The organism is Microbacterium sp. str. 'China' (genome assembly GCF_002993305.1).
Taxonomy (GTDB): Bacteria; Actinomycetota; Actinomycetes; order Actinomycetales; family Microbacteriaceae; genus Microbacterium; species Microbacterium paraoxydans.
The window spans coordinates 2186990-2204856 of record NZ_CP027434.1 but is presented as its reverse complement, the minus strand read 5'-3'; the positions used below and the strand labels follow the sequence as shown (position 1 = coordinate 2204856).

Annotated in this window: 16 protein-coding genes; 13 read left to right on the top strand and 3 right to left on the bottom strand. The window is 69.5% G+C overall.

Annotated features, from left to right (window positions below):
- Positions 1 to 81: 81 nt before the first annotated feature.
- Both C6C15_RS10630 and C6C15_RS10625 read left to right on the top strand, forming a co-directional pair.
- Positions 82 to 771 carry a lysophospholipid acyltransferase family protein gene (locus C6C15_RS10630; protein WP_060921165.1) on the top strand — a complete coding sequence of 230 codons (690 nt, stop codon included), beginning with the start codon at positions 82 to 84 and terminating at the stop codon, positions 769 to 771.
- A gap of 47 nt (positions 772 to 818) precedes the next feature.
- Positions 819 to 2159, top strand: coding sequence for a class II 3-deoxy-7-phosphoheptulonate synthase (locus C6C15_RS10625; RefSeq protein WP_029989865.1), 1341 nt, complete (start codon positions 819 to 821; stop codon positions 2157 to 2159).
- Between the two features lie 61 nt (positions 2160 to 2220).
- Here C6C15_RS10625 and pknB read toward each other — a convergent pair whose 3' ends face one another.
- The gene (pknB, locus tag C6C15_RS10620; protein ID WP_105950051.1) at positions 2221 to 4176 is read right to left on the bottom strand and encodes a Stk1 family PASTA domain-containing Ser/Thr kinase; all 1956 of its coding nucleotides are present in this window, start codon (positions 4174 to 4176) and stop codon (positions 2221 to 2223) included.
- Positions 4177 to 4252: 76 nt separating this feature from the next.
- Positions 4253 to 5380 (bottom strand): LysM peptidoglycan-binding domain-containing protein, encoded by a 1128-nt coding sequence (locus tag C6C15_RS10615; protein WP_234024124.1) that lies wholly within the window; start codon positions 5378 to 5380, stop codon positions 4253 to 4255.
- Positions 5381 to 5510: 130 nt separating this feature from the next.
- Here C6C15_RS10615 and C6C15_RS10610 point away from each other — a divergent pair, with 130 nt between their 5' ends.
- Entirely contained in the window at positions 5511 to 5867 is a 357-nt protein-coding gene (locus tag C6C15_RS10610; protein WP_324970196.1) for an Rv2175c family DNA-binding protein, read from the top strand.
- 9 nt (positions 5868 to 5876) lie between these two features.
- Here the strand turns inward: C6C15_RS10610 and C6C15_RS10605 are convergent, their stop codons facing one another.
- On the bottom strand, positions 5877 to 6980 hold the full coding sequence (locus C6C15_RS10605; RefSeq protein WP_060922680.1) for a polyprenyl synthetase family protein: 1104 nt from the start codon (positions 6978 to 6980) through the stop codon (positions 5877 to 5879).
- A gap of 84 nt (positions 6981 to 7064) precedes the next feature.
- Between C6C15_RS10605 and C6C15_RS10600 the strand changes: the two genes are divergently transcribed.
- From C6C15_RS10600 to C6C15_RS10555, 10 genes are all read left to right on the top strand, one after another.
- Positions 7065 to 7439: a DUF3040 domain-containing protein gene (locus C6C15_RS10600; RefSeq protein WP_060922679.1), complete on the top strand. Its 375-nt coding sequence runs from the start codon at positions 7065 to 7067 to the stop codon at positions 7437 to 7439.
- A 261-nt stretch (positions 7440 to 7700) separates the two neighbouring features.
- Entirely contained in the window at positions 7701 to 8132 is a 432-nt protein-coding gene (mraZ, locus tag C6C15_RS10595; protein ID WP_025105095.1) for a division/cell wall cluster transcriptional repressor MraZ, read from the top strand.
- Between the two features lie 103 nt (positions 8133 to 8235).
- Positions 8236 to 9174: a 16S rRNA (cytosine(1402)-N(4))-methyltransferase RsmH gene (gene rsmH, locus C6C15_RS10590; protein WP_105950049.1), complete on the top strand. Its 939-nt coding sequence runs from the start codon at positions 8236 to 8238 to the stop codon at positions 9172 to 9174.
- The gene (locus C6C15_RS10585; RefSeq protein WP_105950048.1) at positions 9171 to 9743 is read left to right on the top strand and encodes a hypothetical protein; all 573 of its coding nucleotides are present in this window, start codon (positions 9171 to 9173) and stop codon (positions 9741 to 9743) included. Before rsmH ends, C6C15_RS10585 begins: the two co-directional genes overlap by 4 nt.
- 25 nt (positions 9744 to 9768) lie before the next feature.
- The gene (locus C6C15_RS10580) at positions 9769 to 11538 is read left to right on the top strand and encodes a peptidoglycan D,D-transpeptidase FtsI family protein (protein ID WP_105950047.1); all 1770 of its coding nucleotides are present in this window, start codon (positions 9769 to 9771) and stop codon (positions 11536 to 11538) included.
- 27 nt (positions 11539 to 11565) lie between these two features.
- The gene (locus tag C6C15_RS10575) at positions 11566 to 12978 is read left to right on the top strand and encodes a UDP-N-acetylmuramoyl-tripeptide--D-alanyl-D-alanine ligase (RefSeq protein ID WP_105950046.1); all 1413 of its coding nucleotides are present in this window, start codon (positions 11566 to 11568) and stop codon (positions 12976 to 12978) included.
- Complete coding sequence (mraY, locus tag C6C15_RS10570; RefSeq protein WP_025105090.1) at positions 12975 to 14081, top strand: phospho-N-acetylmuramoyl-pentapeptide-transferase; 1107 nt, start codon at positions 12975 to 12977, stop codon at positions 14079 to 14081. Before C6C15_RS10575 ends, mraY begins: the two co-directional genes overlap by 4 nt.
- Positions 14071 to 15606, top strand: a complete 1536-nt coding sequence (gene murD, locus C6C15_RS10565; RefSeq protein WP_105950045.1) for a UDP-N-acetylmuramoyl-L-alanine--D-glutamate ligase — start codon at positions 14071 to 14073, stop codon at positions 15604 to 15606. The genes mraY and murD overlap by 11 nt, the downstream gene beginning before the upstream one ends.
- On the top strand, positions 15575 to 16780 hold the full coding sequence (gene ftsW / locus C6C15_RS10560; protein ID WP_060922673.1) for a putative lipid II flippase FtsW: 1206 nt from the start codon (positions 15575 to 15577) through the stop codon (positions 16778 to 16780). The genes murD and ftsW overlap by 32 nt, the downstream gene beginning before the upstream one ends.
- Positions 16777 to 17853: a UDP-N-acetylglucosamine--N-acetylmuramyl-(pentapeptide) pyrophosphoryl-undecaprenol N-acetylglucosamine transferase gene (locus C6C15_RS10555; RefSeq protein WP_105950044.1), complete on the top strand. Its 1077-nt coding sequence runs from the start codon at positions 16777 to 16779 to the stop codon at positions 17851 to 17853. The genes ftsW and C6C15_RS10555 overlap by 4 nt, the downstream gene beginning before the upstream one ends.
- Positions 17854 to 17867: the final 14 nt, after the last annotated feature.

Genomic DNA, 17867 nt, shown 5'->3' with positions numbered 1-17867 from the left:
CAGGGTGAAACTCAGTCGCTTCCCGGGTCGAGAGACGAGAAACGTGAGGCGATGTGCATCGCGGCGCTAGACTTCACCTCGATGTTCTACTGGCTGATGAAGTACGTCGTGATCGGCCCCGTGGTCAAGGCCGTGTTCCGCCCCTGGATCGTGGGGCGGAAGAACGTGCCCGCGACCGGGGCGGCGATCCTCGCCAGCAACCATCTCTCCTTCGCGGACTCGATCTTCCTGCCCCTCGTGATCGATCGGTCGATGTCGTTCCTCGCGAAGAGCGACTACTTCACCGGACGCGGCCTCAAGGGGTGGTCCACCCGCTTCTTCATGAAGGCGACGGGCCAGATCCCCATCGACCGCTCCGGTGGCAAGGCCTCGGAGGCCTCCCTGAACACCGGCCTCCAGGTCCTCGGCGGGGGCGACCTGCTCGGCATCTATCCGGAGGGCACCCGCAGCCCCGACGGCAAGCTCTACCGCGGCCGCACCGGCATCGCCCGTATGGCGCTCGAAGCGAAGGTCCCCGTCATCCCGGTCATCATGGTCGACACCGACACGGCGATGCCCATCGGCCGCCGGATCCCGCGCGTCATGCGGGTCGGGATCGTCATCGGCGAGCCGCTCGACTTCTCTCGCTACGCCGGCATGGAGAACGACCGCTACATCCTCCGCTCCGTCACGGATGAGATCATGGTGGCGCTCCAGCGGCTCGGTCAGCAGGAGTACGAGGACGTCTACGCATCGACCGTCAAGGACCGCCTCCCGGCGCGCGTCACATAGCCTCCGGAGCGCGTCTCGGCGGTGTCGCCGCCCACTAGGCTGGACGCATGCTCCCGCACCACATCGAAGCCCTTGATGCCTGGCGCTCGCTTCCCATCAAGCAGCAGCCGCAGTGGCCAGACGCCGACCGCGTCGCCGACGTCTCCCGGCAGATCTCGAGCCTTCCGCCGCTGGTCTTCGCGGGTGAGGTCGACAACCTTCGCGACCGTCTCGCCAGGGCGGCCTCCGGGCAGGCCTTCCTCCTCCAGGGCGGCGACTGCGCCGAGACCTTCGCCGGGGCGACGGCCGAGCAGATCCGCAACCGCATCAAGACGGTGCTGCAGATGGCCGTGGTGCTCACGTATGGCGCCTCCATGCCGGTCGTCAAGATGGGGCGCATGGCCGGGCAGTTCGCCAAGCCGCGCTCCAGTGACACCGAGACCCGCGGCGAGGTGACGCTGCCCGCGTACCGTGGCGACATCGTCAACGGCTACGACTTCACCGAGGGCTCGCGTCAGGCCGACCCCGGTCGTCTGCTGCAGGGCTACCACACCGCGGCATCGACGCTGAACCTCATCCGGGCCTTCACCCAGGGTGGATTCGCCGACCTCCGGGAGGTGCACTCCTGGAACAAGGGCTTCGCCCAGAACCCCGCCAACCAGCGCTACGAGCGCATGGCCGCCGAGATCGATCGTGCGATCAAGTTCATGGAGGCCGCCGGCGCGGACTTCGACGAGCTGAAGCGGGTCGAGTTCTTCACCGGCCACGAGGGTCTGCTCATGGACTACGAGCGCCCGATGACGCGAATCGACTCCCGGACGGACACGCCGTACAACACCTCGGCCCACTTCCTGTGGATCGGGGAGCGCACGCGCGAGCTCGACGGCGCGCACGTCGACTACTTCTCGAAGATCCGGAACCCGATCGGCGTGAAGCTGGGCCCCACCACGACGCCGGAGACGGCGCTGGCGCTCATTGACAAGCTCGACCCGGAGCGCGAGCCCGGCCGCCTGACGTTCATCACGCGCATGGGTGCCGGCCGCATCCGCGACGCGCTGCCCCCTCTGCTGGAGGCGGTCCGCGAGTCGGGTGCGCAGCCGCTGTGGGTCACCGACCCGATGCACGGCAACGGCATCACCACGCCCACCGGATACAAGACGCGCCGTTTCGACGACGTCGTCGACGAGGTCCGCGGCTTCTTCGAGGCCCACCGCGCCGTGGGTACGTTCCCCGGCGGCATCCACGTCGAGCTGACTGGCGACGACGTCACCGAGTGCCTGGGCGGATCGGAGCAGATCGACGAGGCGGCCCTCGCGACTCGCTACGAGAGCCTGTGCGACCCGCGTTTGAACCACATGCAGTCCCTGGAGCTGGCCTTCCTCGTGGCCGAGGAGCTCGAGAAGCGCTGATCCGCGGGCGGAATGCACGAAGGGGCCGGAACGATGTTCCGGCCCCTTCGTCGTATCGCCGTCAGCCGGCGAAGCTCATGGTGAGCGTGATGCTCGTGCCCTTCCGCTGCGGGTCGGACGGGCTGTACGACTCCACGCGCGTGTTCTCGTTCGCGAGGAGATCCCACACCGAGTCGGGCAGACCGGTGCTGCTCGTGTAGCTCCAGGTGAAACCGGCGTCGCGCAGCGCGCCGGTTGCCTCATCCCGCGTCATCCCGGAGACATCGGGCACGTCAAACAGCGGCGGCCCCTGGGAGACGATCAGCTGGATCGTCTCGCCCGGGCGCCACGATCCTCTCTCGGCGCGGTCCGCGTAGCCGATGACGCGGTCCTTGCCGATGGAGTCGCTCGGGCGGTAGATGTTCTCCTCCGCCACCTTCAGGCCCTTGCCGGTGAGCGTCTCGGTGGCCTGCTTGACCGTCATGTCCGTGACGTCCGGCACCGGGCCGCGTGACACCTGGATGGTCGCCGTGTCCTTCTCGTGGACCGTGCATCCCTGGTCGCAGGCGAAGGCATCTCCGCCGTCCCGAGGGGTGATGCGGACATTGATGACCGATCCGTCCGTGGTGTCGGTGAAGTACTCCTCGTCGTCGGTGATCTCCAGATTCGCCGCCTGCAGCGCGGCCCGCACATCGTCGGCCGACTGCCCCGCGACCGGGGCGAGGTCGTGCGAGGCCGGGCCGGCGGATACGACCACGGCGATGGTGGTGCCCTTGTCGATCCTGGTGCCCGAGCCGGGGTCCGTCTCGATGACGATCCCCTTCTCGACATCGACGGAGAACTCGTCGCGCTGGGCGGGTTCGAAGCCGGCTTCGGTGAGGTCTGCGGCGGCCTCGTCGTAGGTCTGGCCCGCCACATCGGGCACCGCGATCAGCGAACCGGGACCGGAGCCGAACCACCATCCGACGCCGCCGGCGAGGACGGCGAGCAGCAGCACGAGGGAGAGGAGGAAGGTACCGCGGGCGCGGCGCTTGGCGGCGCGCCGGCGGAGGATCGTGGCGTTGTCGATCCCCGGGGACGTGGCCGTCGCCGGTTCGGGGAGGACCATGGTGCCCGGCATGACCTTGGTGAGGTCTCCGGAATCCGCCTGGTCGCGGGAAGCGCCGGTGGTCCGGGTCACGGCGGGGGCGACGCCGATCTCGCGCTCGATCTCGCGCAGGCGCTCGAGCATCTGCTGGGCATCGTCCGGACGCTCGTCCGGAGACTTCTCGGTCGCCCACAGCACGAGCTCGTCGAGCTGCTCCGGCACTGCGGGATTGCGGACGCTGGGCCGGGGAACCGACTCCGTGGCGTGCTGGAACGCGATCTGCATCGGCTGCTCGCCCTTGTAGGGCTGCTCGCCGACGAGCATCTCGTAGAGCATGATGCCGAGCGCGTAGATGTCGCTGCGGGCGTCGGCGGTGCCGCGGGTGACGAGCTCGGGCGCGAGGTACGCGATCGTCCCGAGGAGCTGCTGCCCGGTCGCGGTGTTCGCGGTCGTCGCTCTGGCGAGTCCGAAGTCGCCGATCTTGATGCGTCCGTCCTCCGCGAGCAGGACGTTCTCCGGCTTCACGTCGCGATGGACGATGCCCGCCCGATGCGCGGCGGAGAGCCCGGCGAGAACGGCGTCCATGATGGTGATCGTCTGAGCGACGGTGAGGCGCTTCTGCTCGCGGAGCAGCTCCCGCAGGGTGATGCCTGGCAGATACTCCATGACGAGGTAGGCGAGCTCCCCGTCCTGGCCCTGATCGAAGACGTTGACGACGTGCGGGTCGGCGAGCCGCGCCGCGGCGCGCGCCTCCTGGATGAACCGGCTCTGGAACGCGGAGTCGTCGCTGAGGTGGGCGTGCATGACCTTCAGGGCGATGCGACGCTCCAGTCGGAGGTCGGTGGCGACATAGACCGTGGCCATTCCGCCGCGGGCGATCCGCGCACGCACCCGGTACCGACCGTCGACAAGCCGCCCGATGAGGGGGTCGGCTTGATGATTGGTCGTCACGACAGAAGTCTATGGACGATTGGCTGAAAGCCCCGGGAACGCCTCACCCCTCGAGGCATCCGGATTTCCGCAGGCGTCACCCGTGCTGGGCGAGCCATGCGTATGCCTGGGCCTCCCACTGCCCGTAGCGATCCGGGTAGGCGGAGATCTGCACGGCCTGCGCCGCATCGGTGAAGGCCAGCGACTCCCAGCCGGGAATGTCGAGCAGGCCGCGGGTGAGATGCCCGTTCGGGTCGCCGGCGCCCCCGTAGAAGACGCGCGTGCTCCGCTCCGCATCCATGATCTGCGCCGGGGTGCCCCAGCCGGTGCTCGGGCGCTGCTGGAAGATCCCGAGCGAGTCGCGGTCCCCCCAGTCCAGGTTGCGGAGATCCGACTCCACCATCCCGGTGGCGAGGGCGATGGCGATCCCGCGGTCGGAGACTCCGAGCTCGCGGCCCACGCGGATGATGAGCGCGGCGTTGGCCGCCTGCTCGGCTGTCAGGGTGGCACTGCGCTGTCCGGTGGGTGCGGCGGCGGGCTTCGGAGCAGGTGCCTGCACGGCGAGGCGCTGACCCGGGTAGATGATCGACGACGCGCCGAGGCCGTTCCAGGCGAAGAGGGACTGCGTGGTGGTCCCGTACCGCTGGGCGATCGAGAACAGCGTCTCGCCTGCCGCCACGGTGTGTGTCGCGCCGCTCGGCTGCGCGTGCGGTGCCGGTGCCGCCGCGGGCGCGGCGGCGGGCGCGGCTGCGGGCGCAGCAGCCCCGGACACGACGAGCTTCTGCCCGGGGTAGATGATGGCGCCGGCGGGAAGGCCGTTGGCGGCGAGGATCGCGCTCACCGAGGTGGCGTATCTCCGGGCGATGCCGAAGACGGTGTCGCCCGCCACGACCGTGTGGGTCTTCGTCGTCGCGGGGGCCGGCGCGGGAGCCCCGGCGGGGGCGTGCAACTGCAGACTCTGCCCCGGATAGATCACCGATCTCCAGGACAGACCGTTCCAGCCGAGGACGTCGGTCGTTCGGATTCCGTAGCGACCGGCGATGCCGGCGACCGTGTCGCCCGGTTGTACGACATGCGAGGGCGGGATGTTCTGCGTCGGTGCGACGCGCACCGGAGCGATGCGATGCCGTTCGTGCGGCGCGACCGGCGGTGCAGGCGCGGCGGCGGCGGGCGCCGCCGTCAGAGTGGCGGCGAGAGCGCCGGCCACGGCTGTCTGGAAGATCACGTCAGCCCCCTTTTTCGAGCACTTCACGCTGACACGGATGTATAGAGATGTCAACAGAAGTGACGGGTGTGACGAATGTGACGGAAGTGCTGAACATGCGCTCCGGCTGCCGAGGTGAGATAGTGGCAACGTGTCTGAGAACGTCGCTGCAACCCGTGATTCCGCCTTCGATTGGCTGACCATGCCCGACCTCGTCGAGGTTCTCGGCGAGCCGCTCGGGCGCGTGCGTCGTCTGATCGACGAGCACTACCTCGTCGGCTCGCGGCGCAGCGGCGTCTTCGCGGTGCCGTCGGTGTTCATCGTGGACGGGCAGCCGCTGAGCTCCCTGCGCGGGACGATCATCGTCCTGCAGGACGCCGGCTTCTCGGACGACGAGCTGATCGACTGGCTGCTCGCCGAGGAGGAGACCCTCGGGCGTTCCCCGATCGCCTCCCTGCTCGCCGGACACAAGAGCGAGGTCCGTCGGCTCGCGCGCACGCTCGCCTGAGCGATCCGCTCAGGAGGAGCGCACGGTCGCCGCTCTGCCGAGGTCGCGGAGCTCTCCGACAGCGGCGTCGTCGAGCCGGGCTCCGGAAAGCGCGCGATCGGCCTCTCTGGCGTAGTCCGCGATCATCGTCTCGACCCGTTCGAGGGCCCCGGTTCCGGCGATCGTCTCCTGCAGGAACGACACCTGCGCTGCTGTCAGATCGGGATCGCCGAGCATCTCGTCGAGCAGCCGCCGCGCAGGGGTGTCCAGCTTCTCCCTGGTGAGGGCGATGAGCACGGTGCGCTTGCCCTCGCGCAGGTCATCGCCCGCGGGCTTGCCGGTGACGGCGGCATCGCCGAAGACGCCGAGCACGTCGTCACGCAACTGGAAGGCGAGGCCGAGCGGGTGCCCGAAGCGCCGCAGCGCCGAGGTCTGCTCCGCGTCCGCGCCGGCGAGGCTCGCACCCAGGATGAGGGGCTGCTCGATGCTGTACCGCGCGGACTTCAGCGAGGCCACACGGAGCGCCCGTTCTGCATGCTCGCGGTCGTCGCTGACGCTCCACGCCGACTCCTCGGCGATGTCGAGGAACTGTCCGATCGTGACGTCGCGCCGCATGCGCGCGTACTCGGCGCGCACGGTCCGTGCTTCTCCGTGCCCATCGAGCGCAGACTCGAGGAGGTCATCGCTCCACGCGACGAGGAGATCGCCGAGCAGCACGGAGCCGGCGCGGCCGAAGGCGGCGGCGTCTCCCCACCAGCCGGCGGAGCGGTGGGACGCCTCGAGAGCTCGGTGAGCGGCGGGGCGGCCTCGGCGTGTATCGGAGTTGTCGATCAGGTCGTCGTGCACGAGTGCGGCGGACTGGAAGATCTCCAGCGCCGCGCAGAGGTCCCACAGGGCGTCGTCCTCGGTGGCGAGACGGTCGCGGAAGCGGGAGACGGCGCGCCATCCTGCGTGGCAGAAGCGGGCGCGCAGCCTCTTGCCTCCGGAGAGGGTGTCGGACGCCGCGTCGAGGAAGGCGGCGGCGTCGTCGCCGTAGTCCGCCGACTCCGTTCGCATGCGGTCGAGGAAGAGGTCCAGTCGCGCGGCCACGGCGTCGGGGACTGAGGGGGAGGGGGACGGCACGACTCCCAGCATACGTAAAGGATGAGACGCCTGAACTGCTAGCCCCGGACGCCGCTCGCGCGTAGACTGGAGGGCACGATACCCGAGGGGGATGAGATGCCACTCTCCGAACAGGAGCAACGTCTGCTCGACGAGATGGAACGCCATCTCCTGCACAATGACGCCGACGTCGTGAGCGCGCCGTCGGGTGATCGCACGCTCAGCTATCGCAACCTCGTCTACGGGGCCCTCCTCCTGCTCGCCGGCATCGGCGGACTCGTCGTCGGCGTCATCCTCGGGGACGTCTGGGGCATCGTCGTCGGGGTGATCGGATTCGCGGCCATGCTCGGCGGAGTGATGCTGGCCGTCACCCCGGTCCGGCGCAGCGGTCCGGCAGAGGCCCGCACGCGCACCGCCCCGAAGCGGCAGGACTCCTCTTCCTTCATGGATCGCATGAACGACCGATGGGATCGGCGGCAGGACGGCCACTGACCCCTCCCTTTCTCTCCACCACGAAGCCCGGATGCTGAGCATCCGGGCTTTTTCGTGCGTGCTGCGCCGTCTACCCTCCACCAGCCCTCCACTGTCCTCCACCGGCCCTCCACCTCCCTGTGCCGCGGAATTCCAGGGCATGAGCGAACATCCTCCCGGGAATGGGCGGCGATAGCCTGGATTCGTCGTAGGAATGTGGAGGAAAGTGGAGTAAAGTGGGGCGCACCTCGAGTTGGCCGGACGGAGAGGGGGTGATGGCCGATGCTGCTGGGCACGCACTCACCGAAGCTGGACGACAAGGGACGGGTCATCCTTCCCGCGAAGTTCCGCGAGGACCTGGGCGGCGGCATCGTCGTCACCCGGGGCCAGGAGCGCTGCCTCTACGTCTTCAGCACGGCCGAGTTCGAGGCGATGCACGAGCGGATCCGTCAGGCGCCGCTCGCCAACAAGCAGGCGCGTGACTTCATGCGCATGTTCCTCTCCGGCGCCAGCGCGGAGATGCCCGACAGCCAGAACCGCATCACCATCCCCGCCCACCTGCGTCAGTACGCAGGTCTTCAGAAGGAGCTCATCGTGACCGGAGTCGGCGCCCACGCCGAGATCTGGGACGCGGAGAGCTGGAACGCCTACCTCGCCGCCGGCGAGGAGTCCTACGCCGAGCTGGAGCAGGAGGTGATTCCCGGACTGTTCTGACCACGGCTGTGATGCCCCGCCGCTCCCGCCCCGACACACTTCCCCGGTGCCGGGTCGAGATGCGGAGGGGGATCAGAGCCGAAGGTCGGACCCGAGAGAGATCATGAACCTCCGCGACATCCACACTCCTGTCCTGCTCGACCGCTGCGTCGAGCTCCTCGCGCCCGCCCTCCAGGAGGACGGCGCCGTGCTCGTCGATGCCACCCTCGGCATGGGCGGCCATTCCGAGGCGCTGCTCGAGCGATTCCCCGGCATCCGTCTCATCGGGCTGGACCGGGACACCGACGCGCTGAAGATCGCGGGGGAGCGGCTCGCCCGGTTCCGGGATCGGGTCACGCTCGTCCACACCGTCTACGACGAGATCGGGCTGCACGCTCAGGGCGCCGCCGGGATCCTGTTCGACCTGGGTGTCTCGTCGCTGCAGCTGGACGAGGCCGAACGCGGCTTCGCGTATTCCAAGGACGCTCCGCTCGACATGCGGATGGATCAGACGAAGGGCATCACCGCCGCCGAGGTCATCGCCAGCTACAGCGAGGGGAACCTGCGGCGCATCTTCGAGCGGTACGGGGAGGAGAAGCTCGCCGGCCGGTATGCGCGCTTCATCATCGACGCCCGTCAGAAGCAGCCGATCACGCGATCGGGTGAGCTCGTCGACATCCTCGTGGCCGCAACCCCCGCGGCAGCGCAGCGATCAGGGCACCCGGCGAAGCGCGTGTTCCAGGCCCTCCGGATCGAGGTCAACGCCGAGCTGAACGTCCTCGCTGACGCGATCCCCGCCGCGATGGACGCCCTCGCGGTCGGAGGACGCATCGTGGTGATGTCGTACCAGTCCCTCGAGGACCGGCTGGTCAAGCAGGCCTTCGCCGCCGCCTCCTCCTCGACGGCGCCCGCCGGGTTGCCTGTCGAACTGCCCGAGCACGCCCCCCGATTCCGCATCCTGACCAAGGGGGCGGAACTCGCCGACGACGAAGAGCGCGCACGCAATCCGCGTGCGATACCGGTGCGCCTGCGCGCCGCCGAGAAGGTGCGGGAGAGCGCATGAGCATGAACGCAGTCCGCAAGCCAGCCCTGCCACTGCAGCCTGCCGCCCCGGAGACGGCGCCGGAGCGGCGCCTGCGGCCGGTGACGGCCCCGGCACGACGCCGCAAGCCGAAGCTCGCCTACGCGCTCGTCGCGCTGGGCGGCGCCCTGGCCATCGGCGCGGGTCAGGTCGGGCTCTCGCTCGCCATCACCCAGGACTCGTTCACCCTCGCGGGGCTCACGTCCCAGCAGCGTGAACTCGACCTCCGGACCGATGCGCTGCAGGAAGAGCTCACGGGACTGAGCTCCCCGCAGGTGCTCGCCAGCAGCGCCGCCGACCTCGGCATGGTCGTGGCGGGCGCCCCGTCCTATCTCCGCCTCAGCGACGGTGCCGTCTTCGGCGCGGGTACCGGGGCGGAGGGGGTGTCCACGATCGATCCCAACGGGAAGGCGGCCGTCGGCAACGTCCTCGTCACGGAGGAGACGCCGCCGGCGACGGACACGGCGGACGAGGAGACCGGCGGCACATCGCCGGCGCAAGACCTGCCACCGGCCATCACCGACGGCCTGCCCAGCCCCACGACGCACTGACCATCCCGAGCGACGGAGAGATCCCATGACGACACGAGCCACGCGCGGACCGCGGCGACGCACCGTCGTCGCCCTGGCGGTCATCCTTTCCATCCTGGTGGCGTTCGTCGTCCGCCTCATCGACATCCAGGTGGTGAGCGCCGACGAGCACGTCAGCCAATCCCTCGAGCACATCGGCGACGGCTCGAAGATCCCCGGCCAGCGGGGATCCATCGTCGACTCCGAGGGCACGGTCCTCGCGTCGAGCGTCATGGTCTACGACGCGCAGCTCAGCCCGCAGGTCATCAGGCTCACGGAGGAGAAGGATCCGGCTCTGCCGTGGGCCGAGGCCTCCGAGAAGATCGCCGCGATCACGGGGGTGTCGGGAGACGAGATCCGCAAGCGTGTCTCCGACGCCCTCGCCGAGAACCCGAACAGCCAGTACGCGCCCTTGAAAACCGGGTTGAACACCGAGCAGTACATCGCGCTCCGCGACCTCGGCCTCGGGTCTTACCTGGCGCTGAAGCCGCGCGAGACCCGGGTCTACCCCAACGGGGCCGTCGCCGGCAACGTGCTGGGCTTCCTCGACAACACGGGCGAGGCCAAAGCCGGTGTCGAGCAGCTCGAGCAGGCATGCCTGGCGCCCGTGGACGGTGAGAAGACCTACCGCAAGGGCAAGGACGGGGTCGTGATCCCGGGCAGCGAATCCGTCACCGACGCCGTCGACGGCGGCACGGTGCAGCTCACCATCAACAGCGACCTGCAGTGGTACCTCCAGCAGATGATCGGCGAAGAGGCCCAGAAGCAGGGCGCCAAGGGCGGGACCGTGACGGTCGTCGAGGTGGGCACCGGGAAGATCCGCGCCGCCGCCGAGTGGCCGGCCATGGACCCGAACGACCTGGACTCCTCCACGCCGGAGACGCGTTACAGCCAGATCTTCCACCGCGACTTCGAGCCGGGCTCCACCTTCAAGGCGATCACCGCGGCCGCGGCGATGGAGGGTGCCGGCCTCACTCCGCTCAGCACGGTCACGGCGTCGTCGCGTGAGACCTTCCCCAACGGTGCCGTGGTCAACGACGCATTCAGCCACCCCGCCTACAACTACACGCTGGCCGGTGGACTGATCGACTCGTCCAACACCGCGCTGTCGAAGTTCGGCACGATGGTCGCCCCCGAGGTCCGCTACGACTACCTGCAGCGCTTCGGCGTCGGGCAGAAGACGCTGGACTTCCCCTCCGAGGTGAATGGCATCCTCCACCCGGTGAGCGACTGGGACAGTCAGTCGCTCTACACGACGACGTTCGGGCAGTACTTCACGGTGACGGCCCCCCAGCTCGCCGGCGCGTACCAGGCCATCGCCAACGACGGGGAGAAGATCGACCTGTCGATGGTCGAGTCCTGCACGGCCCCCGACGGGACCGTCACGGAGACCCCGAAGCCGAAGCACGAGCAGATCGTGAAGGAGCAGACCGCGGCCGACCTGACCCGGATGCTGGAGAACGTCGCAGTGCAGGGCGGCAACGCCGATCGCATCCAGGTCCCCGGCTACCGGGTGACCAGCAAGACCGGTACCGCGCAGGTGTCGGACGGCAAGGGCGGCTACAAGGCCGGCGTGTACTACACCAGCATGGTGGGCTTCGCTCCCGTCGACGACCCCCAGTACGTCGTCGTGGTGACCCTCGACGAGCCGACTAAGGTTGTATCGTCCGCGGCCACCGCTTCCGCCTTCCAGAAGGCGATGACGCAGGTGATGAAGACCTATCGCGTGATGCCGTCCTCTGTCCCGATGGACGCGCTCCTCCCCAAGTTCGGATAGCCGGCGAGAGCCGCGCATGGAGATGACATGATCGCCCTGACGCTCGCTGAGATCGCTGCCGCCATCGGTGGTGAACTGCGCGTGGCCGGAGAGCACACGCCGGAGACGGTGGTCGACGGCATCGTCGACACCGATTCCCGCACCATGGAGGCGGGTTCGATCTTCGTCGCCAAGCCCGGTGCCGAGACGGACGGGCACCGTTTCGTCGGCGCCGCCGTCGAAGCCGGTGCCGTGCTGGCGATCGTCGAGCACCCGGTCGACGTCGATGTCTCGCAGATCGTCGTGCCCGATGCCGTCGCCGCGCTCGGCGACCTCGCCCGCGAGGTCGTGGCGCGCGTGCGCGCCGGCGGGAACCTCCGCATCGTCGGCATCACCGGCTCCAACGGCAAGACGACGACCAAGAACTTCCTCGCCCGCATCCTCGAGGACGAGGGTGAGACCGTCGCTCCGGTGAAGTCCTTCAACAATGAGGTCGGCGCCCCGGTGACGATGCTCCGCGTCACGCATGACACCCGCTTCCTCGTGAGCGAGTTCGGCGCCGCCGCCCCAGGCAGCATCGCGCGGCTCGCCGGCCTCGTCGAGCCCGACCACGTCGTCGTGCTCATGGTCGGCATGGCGCACGCCGGGGGCTTCGGCGGCATCGAGGCCACCGCGAAGGCCAAGTCCGAGCTCGTCGCCGCGGCCCGCGTGCCCGGCACCGCCGTGCTCAACGCCGACGACCCCCGCGTCTGGGCGATGCGGGAGCTCGCGGAGAGCCGCGGCCTCCGGGTCGTCGGCTTCGGCCAGTCCGCCGCGGCCGCCGTGCACGCGCGGGACATCGAGGTGTCGGCCTCCGGAACGCAGTGCGTGATCGAGGCCGCGGGAGAGGAGCTGCCGCTGCGGCTGCGCGTCCTCGGGGCCCACCACGTCACGAACGCCCTCGCCGCGATCACCGCCGCCGTGGAGCTCGGCGTGGCTCCATCGGAGGCCGTGTCCCGGTTGGAGACCGTCGAGATCGCCGAGCGCTGGCGCATGCAGCCGCTGGGCAACGACCGCGTCCGCATCATCAACGACGCGTACAACGCCAGCCCCGATTCGATGGCGGCCGCGCTGCGGACGCTCGCGCAGATCACCGGACCGGACGAGCGCACCGTCGCCGTGCTCGGTGCCATGAGCGAGCTCGGCGAGAGCGCCGGGGAAGAGCACGACCGCATCGGTCTGCTCGCCGTGCGCCTCAACATCCGGCGCATCGTCGTCGTCGGGCCTGAGGCCCGTCGGCTCTACCTCGCCGCCGTCGGCGAGGGGTCGTGGGACAGCGAGGCCGTGCATCTGCCGGACCAGGACGCCGCGTTCGAGTACCTCCGCACCGAGCTGCGCGACGGTGACCGGGTCCTCGTGAAGTCGTCCAACTCCGTGGGCCTCCGGCATCTCGGCGATCGTCTGGGAGAATTGTTCTCGTGAGGTCCCTCATCATGGCGGCGGCCATCTCGCTCGCCTTCACTCTCTTCCTGACTCCCGTCTTCCTCCGGCTCTTCCGGAAGTGGGGCTGGGGGCAGGTCATCCGCACCCCGGAAGCCGCCGGCAACCCGAGCCACGAGGCCAAGCGCGGCACGCCCACGATGGGCGGGGTCATCTTCATCCTCGGCTCGATCGTGGGCTACTTCACCGGCGTCCTCGTCAGCGGGGAGACGCCGGCGCTGTCCGCGATCCTCGTCATCTGGCTCATGGTGGGCTTCGGCGTGGTCGGGTTCATCGACGACTACATGAAGGTGCGCAGCCAGCGCAGCCTCGGGCTGTCGGGGTGGCGCAAGGTGATCGGTCAGCTCATCGTCGTGATCCCCTTCGGCATCGTGGCGCTGAACTTCCCGAACAAGTGGGGGCAGACGCCGGCCAGCGCGTCGATCTCCCTCTTCCGGGACATCACCTGGCTGAACCTCTTCGCGTTCGGCGTCATCCTGGGCTGGATCCTCTACCTCGCCTGGATCTCGATCATCGGGGTCGCGACCTCCAACAGCGTCAACCTCACCGACGGCCTCGACGGCCTCGCCGCCGGCGCGGGCGTGATCGTCGTCGGCGCCTACAGCCTCATCGCGTTCTGGCAGTTCAAGCAGCCCTGCATCGGGGGAGACCCCGGTTCCCTCGGCGGTTGCTACGAGGTGCGCGACCCGTTCAACCTCGCGATCATCTCGGCCTCGTTCGCCGCCAGCCTCATCGGGTTCCTGTGGTGGAACGCCCCGAAGGCGAAGGTCTTCATGGGCGACGTGGGCTCGATGGCCATCGGCGGCGTCATCACCGCGATGGCGGTCATGACCCGCACCGAACTGCTGCTCCTCATCATCGCCGGCGTCTTCGTGCTCGCCTCCGGATCCGTGATCCTGCAGCGCGCCTACTTCAAGATCACCCGCGGCAAGCGGCTGTTCCTCATGAGCCCGTTCCACCACCACCTCGAGATGCGGGGCTGGTCGGAGGTCACCATCGTGGTGCGCATGTGGATCATCGCGGGTCTTCTCGCTGTGTCGGCCGTCGGGCTCTTCTACGTCGAATGGCTGACCCGTGTCGGCTGAGCGTCTGGCCGGGCTGACGAGCTGGCACGCCGACTGGAGCGGCCTGCGCGTCGCCGTCCTCGGCCTCTCCATGACCGGCTTCTCCGTGGCCGACACCCTCGCGGAGCTCGGTGCCGACGTCCTCGTGCTCAGCGAGTCCGCGGAGGAGGAGTACGCCCGCCTCCTGCCCGTCATCGGCGCACGGCTGGAACTCGGACCGCTCGACGCCGTGCCCGAGGCGCTGACGGCGTTCGCACCCGAGGTCGTCATCGCGTCCCCGGGGTTCGCTCCGGCGCACCCGGTCATCCGCTGGGTCCAGGACGAGGGCATCGCCCTGTGGGGTGACGTCGAGCTCGCCTGGCGGGTGCGCGACAAGGTCCCCCGCGCGGACGGCACGCCGGCGGACTGGGTGCTCATCACCGGCACCAACGGCAAGACGACCACGACCCAGCTCACGGCGACGCTGCTCGTCGCCGGCGGGCTCCGGGCCGCACCGTGCGGCAACATCGGCGTCCCCGTGCTCGACGCGGTGCGGGACCCCGCCGGCTTCGACGTGCTCGTCGTCGAACTCTCCAGCCACCAGCTCTGGTATCTCGGCCTGTCGCGCCCGGAGGGGGAGCTCTTCCCGCACGCCGCGGTCTGCCTGAACCTCGCCGACGATCATCTGGTCTGGCATGGCAGCGCCCAGGCCTACCGCGACGCGAAGGCCCTGGTCTATCGGAACACCCGCGTCGCCTGCGTCTACAACAAGGCCGACGAGGCCACGCGTCGGATGGTGGAGGAGGCCGAGGTCGTCGAGGGTGCTCGTGCCATCGGCTTCGACCTCGGCATCCCCGGGCCGAGCGACCTCGGCGTCGTGGAGGGGCTGCTCGTCGATCGGGCCTTCCTCGACGACCGCGCGCGCAGCGCCCTGGAGCTGACGACGGTCGCCGACCTGGAGGCCGCAGGCCTGTCGGCACCGCACATCGTGCAGAACATCCTCGCCGCCAGTGCTCTCGCCCGCTCCCTCGGAGTCGAGCCCGAGGCGATCCACGGCGCACTGCAGACCTTCCGCCTGGACGCGCACCGCATCGAGGTGGTCGCCCGGCATGCCGGCATCACCTGGGTCGACGACTCCAAGGCGACGAACCCGCACGCGGCGGCGTCGTCGCTGCGCGCGTACCCCGGAGCGGTGTGGGTCGTGGGCGGCGATCTCAAGGGCGTCGACATCGGCGATCTCGTCGCCGACGCGGGCGCGACCGCGCGCGCGGCGGTCGTCATCGGCGTGGACCGCGCGGCGGTCGTCGCGGCATTCGAGCGACACGCGCCGACGGTGCCGGTCTTCGAGGTCGAAGCTGGTGACACTGGACAGGTCATGAACCGCGTCGTGGAGATCGCGGCGGGGATCGTCGACGGGGAGGGCACCGTGCTCCTCGCTCCCGCCGCTGCATCCTTCGACCAGTTCTCCAGCTACGCGGATCGGGGCCACCGCTTCGCCGAGGCGGTGCGGGAATGGATCGATCGGGGGAGCGCCGATGACGCAGGTGGCTCGCCCTCCGCGGTCTGAGTCGGGAGGCCTCGCGGCGCGGGTCTCGCTCGGACGCCGGTTCACCCCGGTGTCGACCGAGTTCCTGCTGATCGCGTCGACCGCCCTGCTCCTGACGATCTTCGGTCTCGTGATGGTGCTGTCGGCGACGAGCGCGACAGCGGTGGCGAAAGCCCAGAACCCGTTGGACGGTGCTCTCCGGCAAGGTGTGTTCGCCCTGCTCGGCATCCCGATGATGTTCCTCATCAGCCGCTTCCCCGTGGCGTTCCTCAAGCGCATGGCGTGGCCGGCGCTGTTCGGCGCCGTGGCCCTGCAGCTCCTGGTGTTCACTCCACTCGGCGTCGCCGACGGCGGAAACCGGAACTGGATCCAGGTGGCGGGCTTCCAGATGCAGCCGTCCGAGTTCCTCAAGCTGGCCCTCGCCCTGTGGATCGCCGCGGTCCTGCTGCGCAAACAGACCATGCTCGGCACCTGGCACCACGTCTTCATCCCCGTCGTCCCCGTGGGCGCGCTGGCGATCGGCACCGTGCTCGCGGGTAAGGACCTCGGCACCGCGATGGTGCTGGTCCTCATCCTCCTCGGCTGCCTCTTCTTCTCCGGGGTGAAGCTGCGGCTGTTCATCATCCCGATGATCCTGGGGGTGGCTGCTGTCCTCGCTTATGCGCTCTCCAGCAAGGACCGCATGCGGCGCATCACCGCCACCTGCGACGACATGACGCTCTACTACAACGATTGCTACCAGTCGATCCACGGCATCTGGGGCATGGCCTCCGGCGGTGTCTTCGGACTCGGCCTCGGCAACTCCCAGGAGAAGTACGGGTGGCTCCCCGCCGCCGGCAACGACTTCATCTTCGCGATCGTCGGCGAGGAGCTGGGGCTGATCGGCTGCATCGTCGTGCTCGCCCTCTTCACGTTCTTCACCGTGGGTGTCTTCCATGTCATCCGCAAGACGTCAGACCCGTTCATCCGCGTCGCGGCCGGGGGGATCACGGTGTGGATCGTGGGTCAGGCCGTGCTGAACGTCGGTGTGGTCATCGGGGTCTTCCCCGTGATGGGCGTGCCCCTTCCCTTCATGTCCCAGGGGGGGACGGCGCTCTTGGCCGTGCTCATCGCCTGCGGTGTCCTGCTGGCTTTCGCGCGGACCATCCCGGTCGCCGAGAAGCAGTCAGCCGAGCGGGGTAGGGTCGCGAGGTGACTTCGTACCTCCTCGCCGGCGGTGGCACCGCCGGCCATGTCAATCCGCTGCTCGCTGTCGCCGACGCGCTGCGCGAGCGCGACCCCGCCGCGACGATCCTCGTGCTCGGCACGGCCGAAGGCCTGGAGTCCCGCCTCGTCCCCGAGCGCGGCTACGAGCTGCTCATCGTCGACAAGGTGCCGTTCCCGCGGCGTCCGAACGCGCAGGCCGCGGCGTTCCCCGCGCGGTTCCGTCGGGCGATCGCGCAGGTGCGCGCGCACATCCGTCAGCACGACATCGACGTCGTCGTCGGCTTCGGCGGCTACGCCTCCGCACCCGCCTACGTCGCCGCGCGTCGCGAGCGCGTGCCCTTCGTCGTCCACGAGGCCAACGCGAAGCCCGGGCTGGCGAACGTGCTCGGTGCCCGTGCGGCCGCGGGCGTGGGCGTCGCGTTCGCCGGGACGCCGCTCCGCGGGAGCGAGGTGGTCGGCATGCCGCTGCGGCGCGAGGTCATCACGCTCGACCGGGCGGCACAGCGGGCCGAGGCGGCCGAGTACTTCGGACTCGACGCCGATCGTCCTGTCCTTCTCGTCTTCGGCGGCTCGCTCGGAGCGCAGCGGTTGAACGACGCCCTCGCGGACTCCTGGCGCGACATCCTCGCTGCCGGTTGGCAGCTGCTGCACGTCACCGGGGAGCGCAGCGACCTCGCCGACCCGGGAGTGCCCGGCTACGCCCTCCGCCGGTACGTCGACCGCATGGATCTCGCGTTCGCACTGGCCGACCTCATCGTGTCGCGTTCGGGATCGGCCACGGTGAGCGAGATCAGCGCGCTCGGCATCCCCGCGCTGTACGTGCCGTACTCGGTGGGCAACGGAGAGCAGCGTCTGAACGCCGGATCGGCCGTGGCCGCCGGTGCCGCGCAGCTCCTCGACGACGCGACCTTCGACGGCGACGCCGTCCGGCGGATCGTCGTGCCGCTGCTCGGCGATCCCGACCGCATCCGTCGGATGGCGGAGGCGGCGGAGACCGCGGGCACCCGCACCGGCACCGAGAACGTCGTGGCGATGATCGATCGTGCCCTCGGTGCGGCGTGACGCCGCCGCCCGGA